The sequence below is a fragment of the Pseudomonas abietaniphila genome, from assembly GCF_039697315.1.
Taxonomy (GTDB): Bacteria; Pseudomonadota; Gammaproteobacteria; order Pseudomonadales; family Pseudomonadaceae; genus Aquipseudomonas; species Aquipseudomonas abietaniphila_B.
The window spans coordinates 799,892-817,185 of the sequence record NZ_CP155619.1 but is presented as its reverse complement, the minus strand read 5'-3'; the positions used below and the strand labels follow the sequence as shown (position 1 = coordinate 817,185).

Sequence of the window (17,294 nt, the reverse complement as noted above, 5' to 3'; positions counted from 1 at the left end):
CCTGACTTTGCCCCGACTGTTGTCCTTGCCACTACAGGGACGGGCAATCGCCGCTCATGCGGCACTCTAACGCCGCTTTCGAAGCCGTTTACTCATGAAGGAAACTCTCCATGTCCAATAAGCTTTTAGAGGTCCTGACCCCGCAAAACAGCCAGGTCATTTTCATCGACCAGCAGCCACAAATGGCGTTTGGTGTGCAGTCGATTGATCGCCAGGTGTTGAAGAATAACGTCGTGGGGCTGGCCAAGGCCGCTAAAGTCTTTGGCATTCCTGCGACCATCACCACGGTAGAAACCGAAGGCTTCTCTGGCAATACATACCCTGAGCTGCTGGCGGTGTATCCGGAAAACAGGATCCTTGAGCGCAGCTCGATGAACTCTTGGGATGACCAGAACGTTCGTGATGCATTGGCAAAGTCGGCAGGCACTGGCCGCAAGAAAATTGTCGTATCCGGTCTGTGGACCGAGGTCTGCAACACCACCTTCGCGCTGTCCTGTCTGCGCGACACGGATTACGAAATCTACATGGTTGCAGACGCATCGGGCGGCACTTCGGTTGATGCGCACAACTACGCCATGGACCGCATGGTCCAGGCCGGTATCGTGCCGGTCACTTGGCAACAGGTACTCCTCGAATGGCAGCGCGATTGGGCGCGTAAAGAGACCTATGAAGCGGTGATGGCGATCGTGCAGGAGCATTCCGGTGCCTACGGAATGGGTGTGGATTATGCCTACACCATGGTCCACAAGGCGCCCGAGCGCGTGCAACACGGCGAACGTATCGGTCCGAACCCGGCCAAGTAAGCCTGCTGTGCACGAGCTGTCGCCTGGCTTCCAGGCGATAGCTCCACAGCGCCGCCTTTACCGTCCGCAACAAGAGGTGAAGCATGAAGATATATGCATTGTCCCTGGCTGCAGGCCTGCTTGTTGGTGTCGTCTACAGCCTCCTGAATGTGCGCTCGCCGGCGCCCCCGCTGGTGGCCTTGATCGGACTGCTCGGAATCCTGGTTGGCGAGCAAGTGATTCCGATCGGCAAACACTTGCTGAGTGGAACGACCTTCAATGCTGCCTGCGACAAAACCCATGCTGTGGACCATGTTCTCGGTCAATTGCCTGGCCGTCCTGCGCAGCAACGTGAGGAGGAATCCAGTCACACCTGAGCAATCAGGTTTGACGCTGATCCACCACGCGAGCGCTGAAATCCGTCGAAAATTTTTCATGGCAGCCTCCGCGCAGGCCTTGGCTCGCGCACCAAGGGGCAACCTTTTCTTGAAGTCACCAAGAACAGAAGGGTCCAAAATTGACTGATTCCATTCCCGACATCATTTTCCGAAACGGCGAGTTCACTACGCTTGATCGCACTAACCCGGTCGCCAGTGCTGTCGCCATCAAAGACGGCAAGTTCCTGGCCGTAGGTCTAGACCAGGAAATCATGCCCTTGGCTGGCGCCGCCACAAAGGTTATCGACCTCAAGCGCCGATGCGTGCTCCCTGGCTTGGTTGACAACCACGCCCACATGATCCGCGGCGGTCTTAGCTACAATCTGGAATTGCGCTGGGACGGTGTGCGTTCGTTGGCTGACGCCATGGACATGCTCAAGCGTCAGGTGGCCATCACACCAGCGCCACAATGGGTTCGCGTGGTCGGCGGCTTCACCGAACATCAGTTCGTTGAGAAGCGGCTGCCGACCCTCGACGAAATCAACGCGATCGCGCCCGATACGCCTGTATTCCTGCTGCATCTCTATGACCGGGCTTTGCTCAATGGTGCTGCCTTGCGTTCCGTTGGCTACACCCGGGATACGCCTGAGCCTCCAGGAGGGCAGATCACCCGCGATGCCAATGGCAACCCCACGGGCCTGCTCTTGGCGGAGCCTAATGCCATGATCCTCTACGCCACGTTGGCCAAGGGCCCGAAGCTGCCTTTCGACTACCAGGTCAACTCCACCCGCCATTTCATGCGTGAGCTCAATCGCTTGGGCGTGACTGGCGTAATCGACGCGGGCGGCGGCTTCCAGAACTATCCCGACGACTACGCAGTGATTCAAAAGCTGGACAATGATGGCCAGATGACGGTCAGGCTGGCTTACAACCTGTTCACGCAGAAGCCTAAGGAAGAAAAGGACGATTTCCTCAAATGGACGTCCAGCGTCAAGTACAAGCAAGGCAACGACTACTTCCGTCATAACGGTGCAGGCGAGATGTTGGTGTTCTCTGCGGCCGATTTCGAGGACTTCCGACAAGCACGTCCGGAGTTGCTGCCGCAGATGGAAGGAGAACTGGAAGAGGTCGTCCGCATCCTGGCGCAGAACCGATGGCCATGGCGGTTGCATGCCACCTATGACGAGACCATCACTCGTGCCCTGGATGTGTTTGAGAAGGTCAACGAGGACATCCCCCTCATCGGCATTAACTGGTTCTTCGATCACGCGGAGACCATCTCGGAAAAATCGATCGACCGTATTGCTGTCCTCGGCGGTGGTATTGCCGTGCAACATCGCATGGCCTACCAGGGTGAGTATTTCGCTGAGCGCTATGGCGCCCGCGCTGCACAGGCTACGCCGCCTGTGAAGCGTATCCTGGAGAAAGGCGTGAACGTGTCAGCGGGTACTGATGCCACTCGCGTCGCGTCTTATAACCCTTGGGTGTCACTGTCCTGGATGGTCACCGGCAAGACTGTCGGCGGCCTGAATCTCTATCCACAGAACAATCTGCTTGATCGCGAAACCGCGTTGCGGATGTGGACCGAGAATGTCGCGTGGTTTTCTAACGAGGAAGGGAAACGTGGACGCATCCAGGCCGGTCAGTTCGCTGACCTGATCGTGCCGAGCAAAGATTACTTTTCGGTCCCAGAGCACGAGATTTCATTTCTGACCTCCGACCTTACCGTGGTGGGCGGGCGCATTGTCTACGGTGCCGGCCTCTTTGCTCCGTTGGACGATAACCCGCTACCGCCCGCGATGCCGGATTGGTCGCCGACCCGCACATTCAAGGGTTACGGCGCCTGGGGAGACCCGGAGGGCACCGGCAGGAATTCGCTGGCGCCGGTGCGCGCTCAGGCTGCTGCATCTTGCGGCTGCGCAAGCGGCTGTGGTCTGCACGGTCATGACCATGCGAGTGCTTGGGGCTCCAATGCTCCCGTGTCGGATCCGCGAAGTTTCTTTGGTGCCCTGGGTTGTTCCTGCTGGGCCGTGTAAGGCACTTCCAGAACGAGCGCGGTAACACCAACTCGTTTTAACAACATCTCGGGATCGCGGGCAGATGTCGGCTGGTCCCTTTTGTCGACGTGGTCGACGTGAAAGAGCAAAAAAGTGATAACGCAGGTTCTCGGAATTTTGCTGCCATTTTCACCGAACCTCATTGAGGCTGAATTGTGTTTTTGCGCAGGTACTAACCATGCACTTTGAATACATCAGGCCTTGGCAGCATGCGTTGAGTTTCACGAACTTCAAACGGTCGATACAAACGGAGAAAGTTGATGATTACCTCTAAAATAAAGTCGCTCGCCGGGGCCATGACCCTTATCGCGTGCGTTCTGGCTGCAAACCCCGCTGCAGCACAGGCCACTGGCGAAGCACAGTCTGCTGCTTCACTTGCGGTTGTCATGGAATTTCTGGCCAATACTGCACCCGATAAAGTTGAAGCCGCCGCACAGAAGCTGGCGGCGCCGGACGCCACCTACGTTTCTCTTAACTTCGACAACCCGGAACTCAGAAAGATAATGCCTTGGACCGGCACCAATAAGGGCCCTAAAGCGTTCAGCTCATTATTCTTGAAGGTGTCGGATTATTGGAAGATCGAAGACTTTTCCATTACGACCAAGATCGCCTCAGGCGAGGATGTCGCGATTTTCGGTAAGTTCACCTATCGCTCCGTCGCGGCCAACCACGTCGTGACATCACCGTTTTCCATCCATGCCAAGGTTCATAACGGAAAGATGACGTATTTCCAGTTCATGGAAGATACCTATGCGACAGCCGCTTCGTTCCGGCAATCGGGTTCCTGGACGCTGAAGACGTCCACGAACGCAGCTCCCTTTAGGGTTGGGGCGGATTAACAACTTCCGTTGTAAGCATTCGACTTTCATTCCTTTTCAGGAGTTAAAAGATGAAATACGCCATTATTGGTTCCGGTAATGTGGGAACCGCCATTGCCCGCCAATTTGCACGCGTCGCGATTCCAGTGTCCATCGCAAACACGCGAGGGCCGGAAACCATTCTTCCCCTCACCGAAGAGTTGGGAGAGAGCGTCACTGCCACCTCTCTGGAAGAGGCGCTCTCGGCCGAGGTTCTGTTCCTGGCAATTCCATTTATCGCTGTGCAAGCGCTGGCTCGCAGTCGATCTGACTGGGCTGGCAAGATCATCATCGATCAGACCAACGCCTTCGGCGTATCGCCAGAAACGCTGGCGGGGCGGCCCTCTTCTGACATTGTCGCCCAAGCGCTGTCAGGCGCATCGATCGTCAAAGCTTTCAACCAGATTCCGGCTGCCGTACTCGCACGGGATCCGTCGCAAGATGGCGGAAAGCGTGTCGTCTTCGTATCCAGCAACGATGAACGTGCTGCTTCGACCGTAAAAGCCATAGCAGAGCAACTCGGGTTCTCGCCGATTGGTGTCGGGCGGATTGACGAGGGCGGCCGCCTTCTTAACCTTCCTGGGCCACTGTTGTTCCACAACTTGACCGAGCATCCACCGGAATAAGGCGATGCACGTTGAGCGCAACGAGCGATGTGTGTTCGTGAGATGGGCCGCGCGCCCACCTCGATGACTATGCTGGACGCATCCAGCCCGGCAGGACCCGCCCTCGCGGCGAGTCCTGCCGCGGCCCATCAAAGCTTCGGCAACTGCCCGATCCGGCCCATCATCTCCGTCACGATCTGCAAATCCATCAAGAACTGACCCGTTGTCTTGAACTCCCCATCCGTATGCCCGGTGTACTTCACATCGGGTTTCGCCAGCCCGAACTGCACGCCGTTTGGCAATTCATGCACCGACGTCGCGCCGGCGGACGTACCAAATTGGTGGGCCATGTCCAGGTTTTCTGTGGCCACGGAGAGCAAGGCTTTCACCCACTCGCCTTCTGGGTTGCGGTACATCGGTTCGGCAATCGAGAGCTCGAACGCGGGTGTGATGTGGCTCTTCTGCGTCCAGGCGTCAAGCTTTGCGGCGATGTCGGACTTGAGGGTTTCCGGTGACTTGCCTTTCGGCACGCGCAGGTTGACGGCCAGCTTGAAGGCTTTGTCGTCCATGGCGACGTAGGTCAGCGAAGCGGTCAGCGGGCCCATGAATGCGTCGGAGAAGCCGACCCCGAGTTTGCCACCCAGGTAGTCCAGGCCCCAGTTATCAGCGGCGTATCGCGCGGCGTCGGTGATGTGGTTGTGTTTGAGGGCGATGTTGCCGTCGAGGCTGTTGATGAAGTCCAGCATTCTGGCGACGGGATTGACGCCCGATTGCGGTTCGGATGAGTGGGCGGAAACGCCGGTCACGGTAAGGGTGACGTCTTTGCCAACGACCTTGGCATCGATCTGGAAGTCGCCGCCGTTGTGTTTCGCATAGTCCGCGCCCGCTTTTTGCAAAGCCTCGGCCAGTTCGGCAGGTGTGTCGGTGACGAGGGTGGCGACTGACCTTGAGGGAATCTGGTTGGTCGCCAGGCCGCCGGTCATGGAGGTCATTTCCGCGCCGCTGCCTTCGGCTCTGCGGCGGGCAAACGTGGCCATGACAGTGCCGTAACCTTTCTCGGCAATCACCACCGGGTAGCTGCCGTCAAGTGCGAGGTTGTATTCAGGCACCGGGTTGCGTTCGAAGTAGTAGGGGATGGCGTCGCCTGCTGTTTCTTCGGTGGTGTCGATCAGCAACTTGAAGTGGCGTGCCAGGGGCAGCTTTTCTTCCTTGATGACTTTCATGGCGTAGAGCGCGACGACGATGCCGTTCTTGTCGTCTTCCGTGCCGCGTCCGTACATGCGATCGCCGATCAGGGTGACTTTGAACGGGTCGAGCCTGGTGCCGTCCTGGAGCACCCAGTTTTCCGGCGTGACGGGCACCACGTCGGCGTGGGCGTGGATGCCGACGACTTCCTTGCCACTGCCCTCGAGGGACACTTCATACACGCGGTTGTCGATGTTACGGAAATTCAGGTTAAACGCCTGGGCGAGGCTTTTGATCTTGTCGGCGATCTTGAGGAACTCAGGGTTCTCGTGCTGTGGAACGCCATCGGCACGCACGGTGGGAATGGCAACCAGTTCGCGCAGGGTTTCAGTGGCCGCCGCGCCGTACTTCACCCGCGCGTACAGCCCCAGCAGACGATGGATTTCGTTTTGCTGCTCGGCCGACAACGTTTTGTTGTCCAGGAAGCCGTTGATGGCAGGCGCCATGGTGTCGGTTTTAGCGACATCGCTCTTGGCAAGACGGCCGAGGAACTGCCTGAAGTCTTTGACCGATGCATCGTTGAACGTCGTGAGAATGGCCGCGCTTTGCTGGGCCGTGAGGTTGGCAGATGCCGGAGTAGTGAACGACGAAAGGCTGACCAGAACCACTGTGGCCGCAGCCAGTTTTTTGAGTGAGAAGTCCATTGCTGGAGGCATTCCTTTGCAGGCGGTGGGTGGGAAATAACTGATCGTTCGATCAGAAAGATATGCAACCTACCATCACATCAAGGTCATGTGGAGCGATGATTTAAGATGCTTGCGCCTGGAAAACCTGGAGCCCTTTGTCGTCCAGGTTCGTGAAAGCAGCGCTACCTTGGCGCAGCGATCATGGCGATGAGAAGCACTGACCAGCCTCAGGCAGGCACCTGAGCTGGCCAGAAACTCGTGCAGAAGCGCAGGGTTTAGCCGCCGCTTCCGCTGGTGGAGCTTGAGCCAGCGCCGGATGGAGATTTATTGCCGGGGCTCGAATTGCCGCCGCTCCCCGCCTCGCCGCCGGAGCCGGGCAGGGCGGTGCCTTTGGTGGCGGCGCCATTGGTGCCGCTGGGCCTTGAGGATTCGCCCGAGCTTGAGGAACTGCCGTTAGAAGACGAGGACGGGCCGCTCATGCTACTGCCGCTCGAGCTGCTCGGGGTTGAAGAACCGGCCATTGACGGCGCCGACAGGACGCAGGTCAGACCTGCCATCGCCAACGCGATGCTTAATTTCTTGTTCATGGGTAAATGCCTCTTCATCAAAAAAATCAGAAGGTCGCAAAAAGTACAGGGACGGGCGGTGTGGCCCGTTCTTGTAAGTCTGTGACTCACCGCGGCAATGGAAGAGTTAGAAAAAATCAGTAACCGGCGATGAACGGTTACTGATTCCGCAGGGCTGGCTCGGCGTCAGGACTTGATCCGATGCGCCGTTTCTCGTGCGTCAGCCCAAGCAGTCGCCGTGCCCGCGCAGCGCTCGTCGCGCGTAGTAATTGAAGGCCGCGCCGTGGCGCTTGGGGGTTGAAATCCAGTCGTGGGCTTCTTTGCCCAGCGTCTCCGGGATCGGGCGGATCTCACCCGCGCTCATGGCCAGTAATTGCATGCGGGCTGCCCGTTCAAAAAGCAGTGCCAGCACACAGGCCTCCTCAATGGACCCACCCGCGATGAGCAGCCCATGGTGAGCAAGCAGAATGGCGCGCTTGTCGCCGATCGCATTGGCGATGATTTCGCCTTCCTCGTTGCCCACGGGGATGCCGGGCCAGTCCTTCAGAAACGCGCAGTCCTCGAACAGCGGGCAGATGTCCATGTGCGACACCGCCAGCGGCACTTCGAGCATCGACAAGGTCGCGCTGTGCAGCGCGTGGGTGTGGATGATGCAGTTCACATCGGGCCGGGCGCGGTAGAGCCAACTGTGAAAGCGATTGGCAGGGTTGGCCATGCCCTGGCCCTGCAAGACCTTCAGGTCTTCGTCGACCACCAGAAGACTGGACGCCGTAATCTCGTCAAAACCCAGGCCCAGGCGCTGCGTATAATACGTGCCGGGTTCTGGCGCACGCGCCGTGATCTGGCCTGCGAGGCCAGAGTCGTGGCCGCCGTCGAACAGAATGCGGCAGGTGAGCGCGAGTTTTTGCCGGGCGTTGTAATCGTTGTCGATCAGGGCGGTCATCATCTGTTGTTCGGCGAGCTTTACCAGCTGATCTTTCGGGGCGTTCATGGTCGTGGTCACGGTCAGCACCTGTTTGAGAGCCGTTTAAACATTCACGGGCGCTGCAACGCCCTCAAGACACTTCGTGATCCTAATGACACCTTGTGTCATTATCAAGCTGTGTGTCATGACCTTTCAAGGAACAACGCGGGATGGCGGTACACCTGAGAATCTTGCGCAAGAAGATGGGCATCACGCTGGAGCAACTGGCCCGCCTGACCGGGTTGACCAAAAGTTACCTGTCCAAAGTGGAGCGGGGCGTGAGTTCGCCGTCCATTGCCGTCGCGCTGAAACTGGCCAAGGCCCTCAATGCCCAGGCCGAGGAGCTGTTCAGCACTGAGCCGTTGCCGTTGGAGGGCTACAGCCTCGTTCGACGTCAGCCACGCGGAGCATCCGATGGCGCATCTGCGGGTGCCCATGTGCCGTTGGCGCGTCATATCGGGCAAAGGGCGCTGTTGCCATTTCTGGTGTATCCGCCGCGTTCGTTCGGTCATTCGGCGTTCAAGGAGCACGTGGGCGAGGAGTTCATCTTCGTGGTGCGCGGACGCGTGGAGGTCGATTTCGGTGACGAGCGCCAGACTCTGGACGAAGGGGACGCGCTGCATTTCAACGCGCAGAAATCCCATCGGCTGCGCACCGTCTCTGAAGAACAGGCGGAGTTGCTGGTGGTTGTACACAGTACAGACGCGTGATTCGGTGGTGTGTTGTGGAGCAGGGCTGTGGCGCAGGTCGGTTGCTCGGTGGTGTCGACAGGGCGCTTAAAGCTTTGTCTCCGACAGCCGATGCCAATAGCCTCAGTCTCAAGGATCGATACGAAGGAGCGTCCATGTATTACCCACGCGAAGCCGAACGCGACAACCTTTACAACCGCATTATTCTGCTGACCCTGGTGTGCATCCTTGTGCTGGGAATCGCCGCCATGGCCATGCGTGAAGGCGGCCGCTATGCACTGTTGCGCATCAGCGCGGTGGAAACCTCCGCAACGATCACGCAGATCGAGCCACTGCCCCGAAACAGCAGCGCTGCGATTCTCCACTATCGCTACAACGATCAATCCGGCAATGCACACGAGGCTGAGTACCTCGACACTCGATACGGTGAACAACGCCGGTATGTCGAGGGTGGCCCCGTCGCGCTGGTGTACTGCGACTGGTTCCCGTCGATCAACAGCCTCGCTGAGCATGTGAACCACTTGCGGCCGGGCTTCTTCATCATGACCGGTGGCGTACTGATCGTTATGGTGTTGTTCGGCATCTCGCTGCTGACGTTCTGGAAGATTGGCCGGATGAGTGCTGAGGACGTCTATTACTGAGCCCGCTCGATAACGGGCGATAGGTGCATTTAGACCTCGGTGGCCCCAGGCGTGGCACTGTCAGTGGTGAAAACCGTGTCGCTCGCCGCACTGATTCCGTCAGCAGCGGAATGTAAATAATCTGCAAAGGTCGTCCACCTCGCTTGTTCGCCTGGGCCGTGCAGGGCTAAATGGCGCAACAATTCGAAACATCCTCAGCTGCTTGAACCTCTTTGGCCCGCCCGCTGTCATTGGCGGTGCCCTGTGCGCGGCTGCCCTGTCGCCGACCGATGCATGCCCGGCGCTATGCCCTCGAGCGCACCCGTTTTTTTGTCCATTCGTTCCTTGTCCACGCAGAAGTATCCAATGACCCAGATTCCGGCAGCCCGCTCACGAAAGCGCCTTGTAGTTGCGCTCCTGATAGCCGCAGCCATTGGCGCTGTTTTCGTCTACATCGAACGCACACCGTCGTCGGCGCCGGCTAGCGGCGCAACCGCGTCCAGCCCCGGTGGACGTCACGGCGGGCCGGGCATGACCGATCCCAACGTGGCCGTCAGCGTTGCCGTGGGCACCGCGGGCACGGCGGATGTGCCGGTGATTCAACAAGCGCTGGGCACAGTTGTTCCCAATTATTCGGTCACGGTCACCAGTCGCGTCGACGGTGAACTCATGGCCGTGTATTTCACCGAAGGGCAGTACGTGAAGAAGGGTCAGTTACTGGCGCAAATCGATCCGCGCGCGTATCAGGCCACGCTGGATCAATATCAGGGCGACATGGCGCAGAACCAGGCATTACTCAAGAGCGCGCAGCTGACCGAGGAGCGTTACAAGCGTTTGTTCGCCAAAGACTCGCTCGCCAAGCAGGACCTGGACACCCAGACCGCCACGGTCGGTCAGTACGCCGGTGCGGTGAAGGCGGATCAGGGCCAGATCGATGCCGCAAAACTGAATCTGGTTTACGCCAAAATCGTTTCGCCCATCGACGGCTACGTCGGCCTGCGTCTGGTCGATCCCGGCAACATCGTCTCGTCCAGCAGCACCACTGGCATCGTCACCGTGACACAGACCAACCCCATCGCCGTCACCTTCAGCTTGCCCCAGGCGCAACTGGCGACACTGTTGCCCAAAGTGCGCAAAGGGGAGGCATTGAGCGTACAGGCCCTGGACCAATTGGGCACGACGCCATTGGCCAGCGGTACATTGAAATTCATCAGCAACGAGATCGACACCACCACCGGCAGCATCAAGCTCAAGGCGCTGTTCGATAACCCGGACGAGAAGCTCTACCCCAACCAGTTCGTCAACGTGAAGCTGACCACCGACACGCTGCACAACGCCGTGGTGGTGCCGTCCGCCGCAGTGCAACTGAGCAGTGACGGCGAGTTTCTGTACGTGGTCAAGGACGCCAAGGTCACCCGCCGAAGCATCAAGGTCGGTCCGGTCATGGGCGAGCAGACGGTGGTCACCCAAGGCGTGCAGCCGGGCGAGCAGGTGGTCACTCGCGGGATCGACCACCTGCGTGAGGGCAGCAAGGTCGAAATCGAGAAGCCTGCCAGCACCGACGTCATTGCAACCGGAAGCGCGAAGCCAGCCACCGGCAATGTCAGCCCATGAACCCGTCACGACTGTTTATCCAGCGGCCGGTTGCGACGTTGCTGTTGATGATGGCGGTGATGCTGGCAGGCATTTTTGCGTACCGGCTGTTGTCCACCTCGGCCCTGCCTGAAGTCGACTACCCGACCATCCAGGTCAGCACGTTGTACCCCGGCGCCAGTTCGAGCGTCCTGGCGTCGGCCGTCACTGCGCCCCTGGAACGTCAGCTGGGTCAGATGTCGGGTCTGGCGCAGATGTACTCGACCAGTTCGGCCGGGGCGTCGGTGATCACCCTGAAGTTCTCGCTGGATCTGTCGCTGGACGTTGCCGAGCAGGAAGTGCAGGCGGCCATCAACGCCGCCGACAGCCTGCTGCCCACCGACCTGCCAAACCCGCCCACCTACAAGAAGGTCAATCCGGCCGATACCGCCGTACTGACCCTCGCTGCGACGTCCGACAGCCTGCCGCTCACCCGGGTGCAGGATCTGGTCAACACCCGCGTCGCGCTCAAGCTCTCGCAGATTTCCGGCGTGGGCATGGTCAGCCTTGCGGGCGGCCAGCAGCCGGCGGTGAAGATCGAGGTCAACCCCACCAGCCTCGCCGCCCACGGCCTGACCCTTGAAGACGTCTACGACAAGGTCAACGCGGCCAACGTGAACGGCTCCAAAGGCGGCTTCGACGGGCCGTCGCATTCCATCACCATCGATGCCAACGACCAGTTGCGTGACGCGGTGGAGTACGGCGAGCTGGTGCTGGCTTACGAAAACGGCGCGGCGTTGCGACTCAAGGACGTCGCGACCACTGCCGAAGCGCCCCAGGACCAATACCTGGGGGCCACGGCCAACGGCCAGCCGGCCATCGTGATTGCCGTGCAGCGCCAGCCCGGTGCGAACGTCATCGAAGTGGTCGACAGCATCAAGCAGAAGCTGGCGACGCTGCAAACCGCATTGCCTGACTCGGTCAAACTGACCGTGATCAGCGACCGTACCCAGACCATTCGCGCCTCGATCAAAGACGTTCAGATTGAACTGCTGCTGTCCATCGGGCTGGTGGTCCTGGTCACCTTCGCGTTTCTGGGCAATTTCACGGCCACCCTGATTCCCAGCCTCGCGGTGCCGCTTTCCCTGGTGGGCACATTCGGGGTGATGTACCTGGCGGGTTTCAGCATCAACAACCTGACGCTGATGGCCCTCACCATCGCCACCGGCTTCGTCATCGATGACGCGATCGTGGTGGTGGAAAACATCACCCGGCACCTGGAGGAGGGTGAGGAACCGATGGCTGCCGCCTTCAAGGGCTCACAGGAAATCGGCTTCACCATCATTTCGCTGACCTTTTCATTGATCGCCGTTCTTATTCCGCTGCTGTTCATGGGCGACGTGGTCGGGCGCTTGTTTCGTGAGTTCGCCATCACGCTGGCAGTAGCGATTCTGGTGTCGATGGTGGTCTCGCTGACCCTGACGCCGATGCTCTGCGGTCACTTGTTGCGCCACGTGCCCGACGACCGGAAAGGTCGCTTTGCGGCTTGGGGCGATCGTCAGTATCAGAGAGTGCTGGACGGCTACGACCGTGGGCTGGTGTGGGTGCTCGATCACCAACGCCTGACCCTGCTGATGGCGCTCGGCACCGTGGCGCTGACCGCGCTGCTCTATCTGGTCGTGCCCAAAGGCTTCTTCCCGACCCAAGACACCGGTTTGATCCAGGGCTTCACCCGCGCGTCGCAAGACGTGTCGTTCGGTGAAATGGCCCGCCGTCAGCAAGCCATGGTCGAGGTGGTGCGTCAGGACCCTGCCGTGCAGTCGGTGTCATCCACCATCGGGGTCGACGGCAACAACAGCTCGCTGAATAACGGCCGTCTGCAGATCGAACTCAAGCCGTTCGATGAGCGCGACGAAACGGCCACTCAGGTGATCACGCGTCTGGAGAAATCCGCTGCGGCCGTGGCGGGTATCCAGTTGAACCTGGTGTCATCCCAGGACCTGACCGTTGACGACCAACTGACCCCGAGTCAGTACCAGTTCACGCTGGACGACTCGGAGAGTGCCAACCTGTCGGTGCTGGTGCCCAAACTCATGGAGAAGTTGCAGCATCGTCCGGAAATGCGCGATGTCATCGACAACCTGCAGGATCAGGGACTGGTGGCGTATGTCGAACTGGACCGAGCCGCCGCCATGCGCTACGGCATCAGTGCCTCGGATGTGGACACGGCGCTGTACAACGCCTTCGGCCAGCGCCTGATTTCGACCATATTCACCCAGTCCAACCAATACCGGGTGGTGCTGCAGGTGCCGGGCAAATTCCAGCAATCGCTGGCGTCCTTTAACGACATCTACCTGGCTGCCGTCACCCCGAACTCCACCACGAGCACGTCCACCGTCAGCGGCACGTCGTCGGGCACAGGCAGCGCGACCAGCACCGCCACCACGCCGGCGCAGATGGTGCGCCTTACCGACATCGCCAAGGTCGGTCAGCGGACCGGCTCCCTGTCACTCAGCCGCCTGGATCAGTTTCCGGCCGTGACCCTGTCGTTCAACCTGGCAGACGGTTACTCGCTGGAGCAGGCGCAGCAAGCGATCAGCCAGGTCATGACCGAACTCGACGCACCGAGCAGCATCACCTTGCGGTATCAGGGCGCGGCCGAGGCGTTCCAGACGGCAACCGGCAATACGTTGTGGTTGATCCTCGCGGCGCTGGTCACGATGTATATCGTGCTGGGCATGCTGTACGAAAGCTTCATTCACCCGGTGACCATTCTTTCGACGCTGCCATCGGCAGCCATCGGGGCGTTGCTGGCGCTGATACTGACCGGCACCGAGTTCAGCCTCATCGCCTTGATCGGCGTGGTGCTGCTGATCGGGATCGTCAAGAAGAACGCGATCATGATGATCGACTTCGCGCTTGAAGGTCGCCAGCATCTTCGCCTCGATGCGCGTGCGGCCATTCACCGGGCGGCGTTGTTGCGTTTGCGGCCGATCCTGATGACCACGCTGGCGGCGCTGTTTGGCGCACTGCCGCTGATGCTCGCCACGGGCGCCGGTGCTGAGTTACGCCGGCCGTTGGGCCTGGTGATTGTGGGCGGTCTGCTGCTGAGCCAGGTGCTGACGCTGTTCACCACACCGGTGATTTACCTGATGTTCGATCGTCTCTCGGAGCGGGCCAAGGCACGTATTAACCGAGGCAGGGCGCAGGCATGAACCTTTCCCGGCTGTTCATTCGTCGTCCGGTGGCGACGCTGTTGCTGAGCCTGAGTATCACGCTGGCCGGGATCCTGGGGTATAAGCTGCTGCCGGTGGCGCCGCTGCCTCAAGTGGATTTCCCGACCATCATGGTCAGCGCTTCGCTGCCCGGTGCCAGCCCCGAAACCATGGCGGCCACGGTGGCGACGCCACTGGAACGCAGCCTCGGACAGATCGCCGGTATCACCGAAATGACGTCGACCAGCAGCCAGGGATCGACCACCCTGATCCTGCAGTTCGAGCTCAATCGCGACATCAATGGCGCCGCCCGTGACGTGCAGGCGGCCATCAATGCCTCGCGCAGTTTGCTGCCCAGTTCCATGCCGTCGCTGCCGACCTACCGCAAGGCCAACCCTTCCGAAGCGCCGGTGCTGATGCTGGCACTGACCTCGTCGACCCGCAGTCCGGGCGAACTCTACGACCTGGCCTACAGCAAGCTGCAACAGAAAATCGCTCAGGTGAACGGCGTGGGCGAGGTCTCGGTCCGTGGCGGCGCGTTGCCCGCGGTGCGCATCGACATCCAGCCCAACCTGCTGAACCACGCCGGTATTTCGCTGGAGGCGGTGCGCGAAGCCGTCAACAACGCGACCAAGGCCAAGCCCAAGGGCATTCTGCAGGGCGACGCTCAAAGCTGGGTGGTCGACGGCAACGATCAGATCGACAAGGCCAGCGATTACCAGGCGCTGGTCATCACCTACCAGAACGGCGCGGCCGTGCGCCTGCGTGATGTCGCGAACGTCTACGATTCGGTGGAGGACACCTTCGTCGGCGGCTACTACAACGGCCAGCCTTCGGTGACGCTGGGCGTGACCCGTCAGGCGGGCGCGAACATGCTGCAGACCATCGACAGCATCAAGGCGCTGATCCCGGAGCTGCAGCGCGAGATTCCGGGCGACGTGCAGTTGATCAGTGTCATTGACCGTGGCCCGACGGTGCGCTCGTCGTTGCATGACACTGAAGAAACCTTGTTGATCGCGACGTTGCTGGTGATTGCCGTGGTCTTCGTGTTTCTGCGCAACCTGCGCGCGACGTTGATTCCGGCGGTGGTGCTGCCCGTGTCGTTGATCGGTACGTGCTCAATCATGTACTTGCTCGGCTACAGCCTCGACAACCTGTCGCTGATGGCCTTGATCATCTGCACCGGCTTCGTGGTGGACGATGCCATCGTGGTGCTGGAGAACATCGCACGGTATCAGGAACAGGGCATGCGCCCGTTGCGCGCCGCGTTGATGGGCACCCGCGAGGTCGGCTTTACGGTGCTGTCGATGACGCTGTCGCTGATTGCCGTGTTCATCCCCATTCTGCTGATGGGCGACATCGTCGGTCGGCTGTTTCGCGAGTTTGCGGTGACACTGAGCATCGCCCTGTGCCTGTCGATGATCGTGTCCTTGAGCCTCACGCCGGTCCTGTGCGTGATGCTGCTACGCCAGCCCGCCCACGATGCCAGACAACCGCGTGTCTACCAGTGGATCGAGGCGGGGCTTGCGCGGTTGCAGGGGGCGTACATCGCTGCACTGGCCTGGGTCATGCGCCATCGCCTACTGACGCTGTTCAGCCTGCTCTTGACGGTCGGTTTCAACGTTTATCTGTACGCCACGGTCGCCAAGGGTTTCTTCCCGGCGCAGGACACCGGCGTGTTGATGGGGGCGGTGCGAGCCGATCAGAGCATCTCGTTTCAGGCGCTCAAACCGCACCTGATGCAGATTGCCCATGACCTGGCGGCTGACCCCGACGTGGAAGCGGTGATGTCGTCGACCGGCAGCGGCCGCGCAGGCTCGCGCAACACCGGTGATTTCTTTGTCCGGCTCAAGAATTACACCCTTCGCACCAGCAGCGCGGCGGCCGTGGCGAACCGCTTGACCCGAGCCAATAACAAAGTGGCGGGCATTCAGCTCTTCCTGACCCCGGCTGAAGACATTCGCGTGGGTGGCCGCAGTGCCAACGCCACCTACCAGTTCAGTTTGCAGGCCGACGATCTGGATGTGCTGCGCCTGTGGGCGCCCAAGGTCGAGGCCGCGCTGCGTACCTTGCCGCAATTGACCGGTATCGACTCCGACTCCCAGACCGGCGGCCAGGAGCTCAAGCTGCACATTGATCGCGCTGCCGCCAGCCGTCTGGGCGTGAGCGTCACCGATATTGATAACCTGCTGAACAATGCCTACAGCCAGCGGCAGGTCGCCACCTTGTACAAGACCTTGAACCAGTACCACGTGGTCATGGGGCTCGACCCGGTCTACACGAGTGACGCGACCATGCTCGATCGCATGTACGTGATCAACAGCGACAACCAGCAGGTGCCACTGACCGCGTTTGCCACGTTCGCCCCTGACAACGCACCGCTGGCGGTGGCCCATCAGGGCCAGTCGGCCACCAGCACCATTGCCTTCAACCTGCAGGACGGCGTGTCCCTCGATCAGGCGACGGCGGCCATCAATGCAGCGGTCGACAAGGTCGGGCTGCCGCGAGACATACAATACGGTTTTGCGGGGACCGCACAGGCTTACGCATCACTGGCGGCGAGCATGCCGTGGTTGATCGCGGCGGCGTTATTGGCGGTCTACATCGTGCTGGGCGTGCTGTACGAGAGTTACATCCATCCGCTGACCATCCTCTCGACCTTGCCGTCGGCGGGCGTGGGCGCACTGTTGCTGCTCAAGGTGGTGAACATGCAGCTGACCGTGATTGCCCTGATCGGCATCCTGCTGTTGATCGGCATCGTCAAGAAGAACGCCATCATGATGATCGATTTCGCCTTGATGGCGGAGCGCGACCGCAAGCTGTCGCCCGAACAGGCGATCATCGAGGCCTGCCGCATGCGTTTCAGGCCGATCATGATGACCACGCTGGCGGCCTTTTTCGGCGCGTTGCCGCTGGCCCTGGGCAGCGGCGGTGATGCCGACCTGCGCAAGCCGCTGGGCGTGGCCATCGCAGGAGGTCTGGTGCTGAGCCAACTGCTGACGCTGTTCACCACGCCGGTGGTGTACCTCTATCTTGATCGCCTGAGCCGCGCGTCCCGCACCTTATGGCACACGCGTATTCGCCGCGCTCACGTGCCCGGCTGACTGACAGGGTTTAAC

Annotated in this window: 13 protein-coding genes; 11 read left to right on the top strand and 2 right to left on the bottom strand. The window is 60.2% G+C overall.

Annotation, left to right across the window (positions count from 1 at the left end):
* Positions 1-110 precede the first annotated feature (110 nt).
* From ABDX87_RS03545 to ABDX87_RS03525, 5 genes are all read left to right on the top strand, one after another.
* Entirely contained in the window at positions 111-803 is a 693-nt protein-coding gene (locus ABDX87_RS03545; RefSeq protein WP_346831622.1) for a hydrolase, read from the top strand.
* Between the two features lie 83 nt (positions 804-886).
* Positions 887-1,159: a XapX domain-containing protein gene (locus ABDX87_RS03540; RefSeq protein ID WP_346831621.1), complete on the top strand. Its 273-nt coding sequence runs from the start codon at positions 887-889 to the stop codon at positions 1,157-1,159.
* Between the two features lie 152 nt (positions 1,160-1,311).
* Positions 1,312-3,195 (top strand): amidohydrolase, encoded by a 1,884-nt coding sequence (locus tag ABDX87_RS03535; RefSeq protein ID WP_431061304.1) that lies wholly within the window; start codon positions 1,312-1,314, stop codon positions 3,193-3,195.
* Positions 3,196-3,476: 281 nt separating this feature from the next.
* On the top strand, positions 3,477-4,055 hold the full coding sequence (locus tag ABDX87_RS03530; RefSeq protein ID WP_346831619.1) for a nuclear transport factor 2 family protein: 579 nt from the start codon (positions 3,477-3,479) through the stop codon (positions 4,053-4,055).
* 50 nt (positions 4,056-4,105) lie between these two features.
* The gene (locus ABDX87_RS03525) at positions 4,106-4,699 is read left to right on the top strand and encodes an NADPH-dependent F420 reductase (RefSeq protein WP_346831618.1); all 594 of its coding nucleotides are present in this window, start codon (positions 4,106-4,108) and stop codon (positions 4,697-4,699) included.
* A 128-nt stretch (positions 4,700-4,827) separates the two neighbouring features.
* On the opposite strand, the gene ABDX87_RS03520 is transcribed toward ABDX87_RS03525, so the two are convergent.
* Positions 4,828-6,567 (bottom strand): dipeptidase, encoded by a 1,740-nt coding sequence (locus ABDX87_RS03520; protein WP_346831617.1) that lies wholly within the window; start codon positions 6,565-6,567, stop codon positions 4,828-4,830.
* A 309-nt stretch (positions 6,568-6,876) separates the two neighbouring features.
* Between ABDX87_RS03520 and ABDX87_RS03515 the strand changes: the two genes are divergently transcribed.
* On the top strand, positions 6,877-7,221 hold the full coding sequence (locus ABDX87_RS03515; RefSeq protein ID WP_346831616.1) for a hypothetical protein: 345 nt from the start codon (positions 6,877-6,879) through the stop codon (positions 7,219-7,221).
* Between the two features lie 114 nt (positions 7,222-7,335).
* Here the strand turns inward: ABDX87_RS03515 and ABDX87_RS03510 are convergent, their stop codons facing one another.
* Positions 7,336-8,118 carry an aldolase gene (locus ABDX87_RS03510; protein WP_346833692.1) on the bottom strand — a complete coding sequence of 261 codons (783 nt, stop codon included), beginning with the start codon at positions 8,116-8,118 and terminating at the stop codon, positions 7,336-7,338.
* 131 nt (positions 8,119-8,249) lie between these two features.
* Here ABDX87_RS03510 and ABDX87_RS03505 point away from each other — a divergent pair, with 131 nt between their 5' ends.
* From ABDX87_RS03505 to ABDX87_RS03485, 5 genes are all read left to right on the top strand, one after another.
* Entirely contained in the window at positions 8,250-8,789 is a 540-nt protein-coding gene (locus ABDX87_RS03505) for a helix-turn-helix domain-containing protein (protein ID WP_346831615.1), read from the top strand.
* A 134-nt stretch (positions 8,790-8,923) separates the two neighbouring features.
* Complete coding sequence (locus tag ABDX87_RS03500; protein ID WP_346831614.1) at positions 8,924-9,409, top strand: hypothetical protein; 486 nt, start codon at positions 8,924-8,926, stop codon at positions 9,407-9,409.
* A 345-nt stretch (positions 9,410-9,754) separates the two neighbouring features.
* Positions 9,755-11,002 carry an MdtA/MuxA family multidrug efflux RND transporter periplasmic adaptor subunit gene (locus ABDX87_RS03495; protein ID WP_346831613.1) on the top strand — a complete coding sequence of 416 codons (1,248 nt, stop codon included), beginning with the start codon at positions 9,755-9,757 and terminating at the stop codon, positions 11,000-11,002.
* Positions 10,999-14,175, top strand: coding sequence for an efflux RND transporter permease subunit (locus ABDX87_RS03490; RefSeq protein ID WP_346831612.1), 3,177 nt, complete (start codon positions 10,999-11,001; stop codon positions 14,173-14,175). Before ABDX87_RS03495 ends, ABDX87_RS03490 begins: the two co-directional genes overlap by 4 nt.
* Positions 14,172-17,279: an efflux RND transporter permease subunit gene (locus tag ABDX87_RS03485; RefSeq protein ID WP_346831611.1), complete on the top strand. Its 3,108-nt coding sequence runs from the start codon at positions 14,172-14,174 to the stop codon at positions 17,277-17,279. The genes ABDX87_RS03490 and ABDX87_RS03485 overlap by 4 nt, the downstream gene beginning before the upstream one ends.
* Positions 17,280-17,294 lie beyond the last annotated feature (15 nt).

Bases quoted from the DNA above. Each gene is read 5' to 3' on its own strand.
- ABDX87_RS03485 (WP_346831611.1), top strand. From the start codon at position 14,172: ATGAACCTTTCCCGGCTGTTCATTCGTCGTCCGGTGGCGACGCTGTTG.
- ABDX87_RS03520 (WP_346831617.1), bottom strand. From the start codon at position 6,567: ATGGACTTCTCACTCAAAAAACTGGCTGCGGCCACAGTGGTTCTGGTC.
- ABDX87_RS03495 (WP_346831613.1), top strand. From the start codon at position 9,755: ATGACCCAGATTCCGGCAGCCCGCTCACGAAAGCGCCTTGTAGTTGCG.
- ABDX87_RS03530 (WP_346831619.1), top strand. From the start codon at position 3,477: ATGATTACCTCTAAAATAAAGTCGCTCGCCGGGGCCATGACCCTTATC.
- ABDX87_RS03545 (WP_346831622.1), top strand. From the start codon at position 111: ATGTCCAATAAGCTTTTAGAGGTCCTGACCCCGCAAAACAGCCAGGTC.
- ABDX87_RS03540 (WP_346831621.1), top strand. From the start codon at position 887: ATGAAGATATATGCATTGTCCCTGGCTGCAGGCCTGCTTGTTGGTGTC.
- ABDX87_RS03525 (WP_346831618.1), top strand. From the start codon at position 4,106: ATGAAATACGCCATTATTGGTTCCGGTAATGTGGGAACCGCCATTGCC.
- ABDX87_RS03490 (WP_346831612.1), top strand. From the start codon at position 10,999: ATGAACCCGTCACGACTGTTTATCCAGCGGCCGGTTGCGACGTTGCTG.
- ABDX87_RS03505 (WP_346831615.1), top strand. From the start codon at position 8,250: ATGGCGGTACACCTGAGAATCTTGCGCAAGAAGATGGGCATCACGCTG.
- ABDX87_RS03500 (WP_346831614.1), top strand. From the start codon at position 8,924: ATGTATTACCCACGCGAAGCCGAACGCGACAACCTTTACAACCGCATT.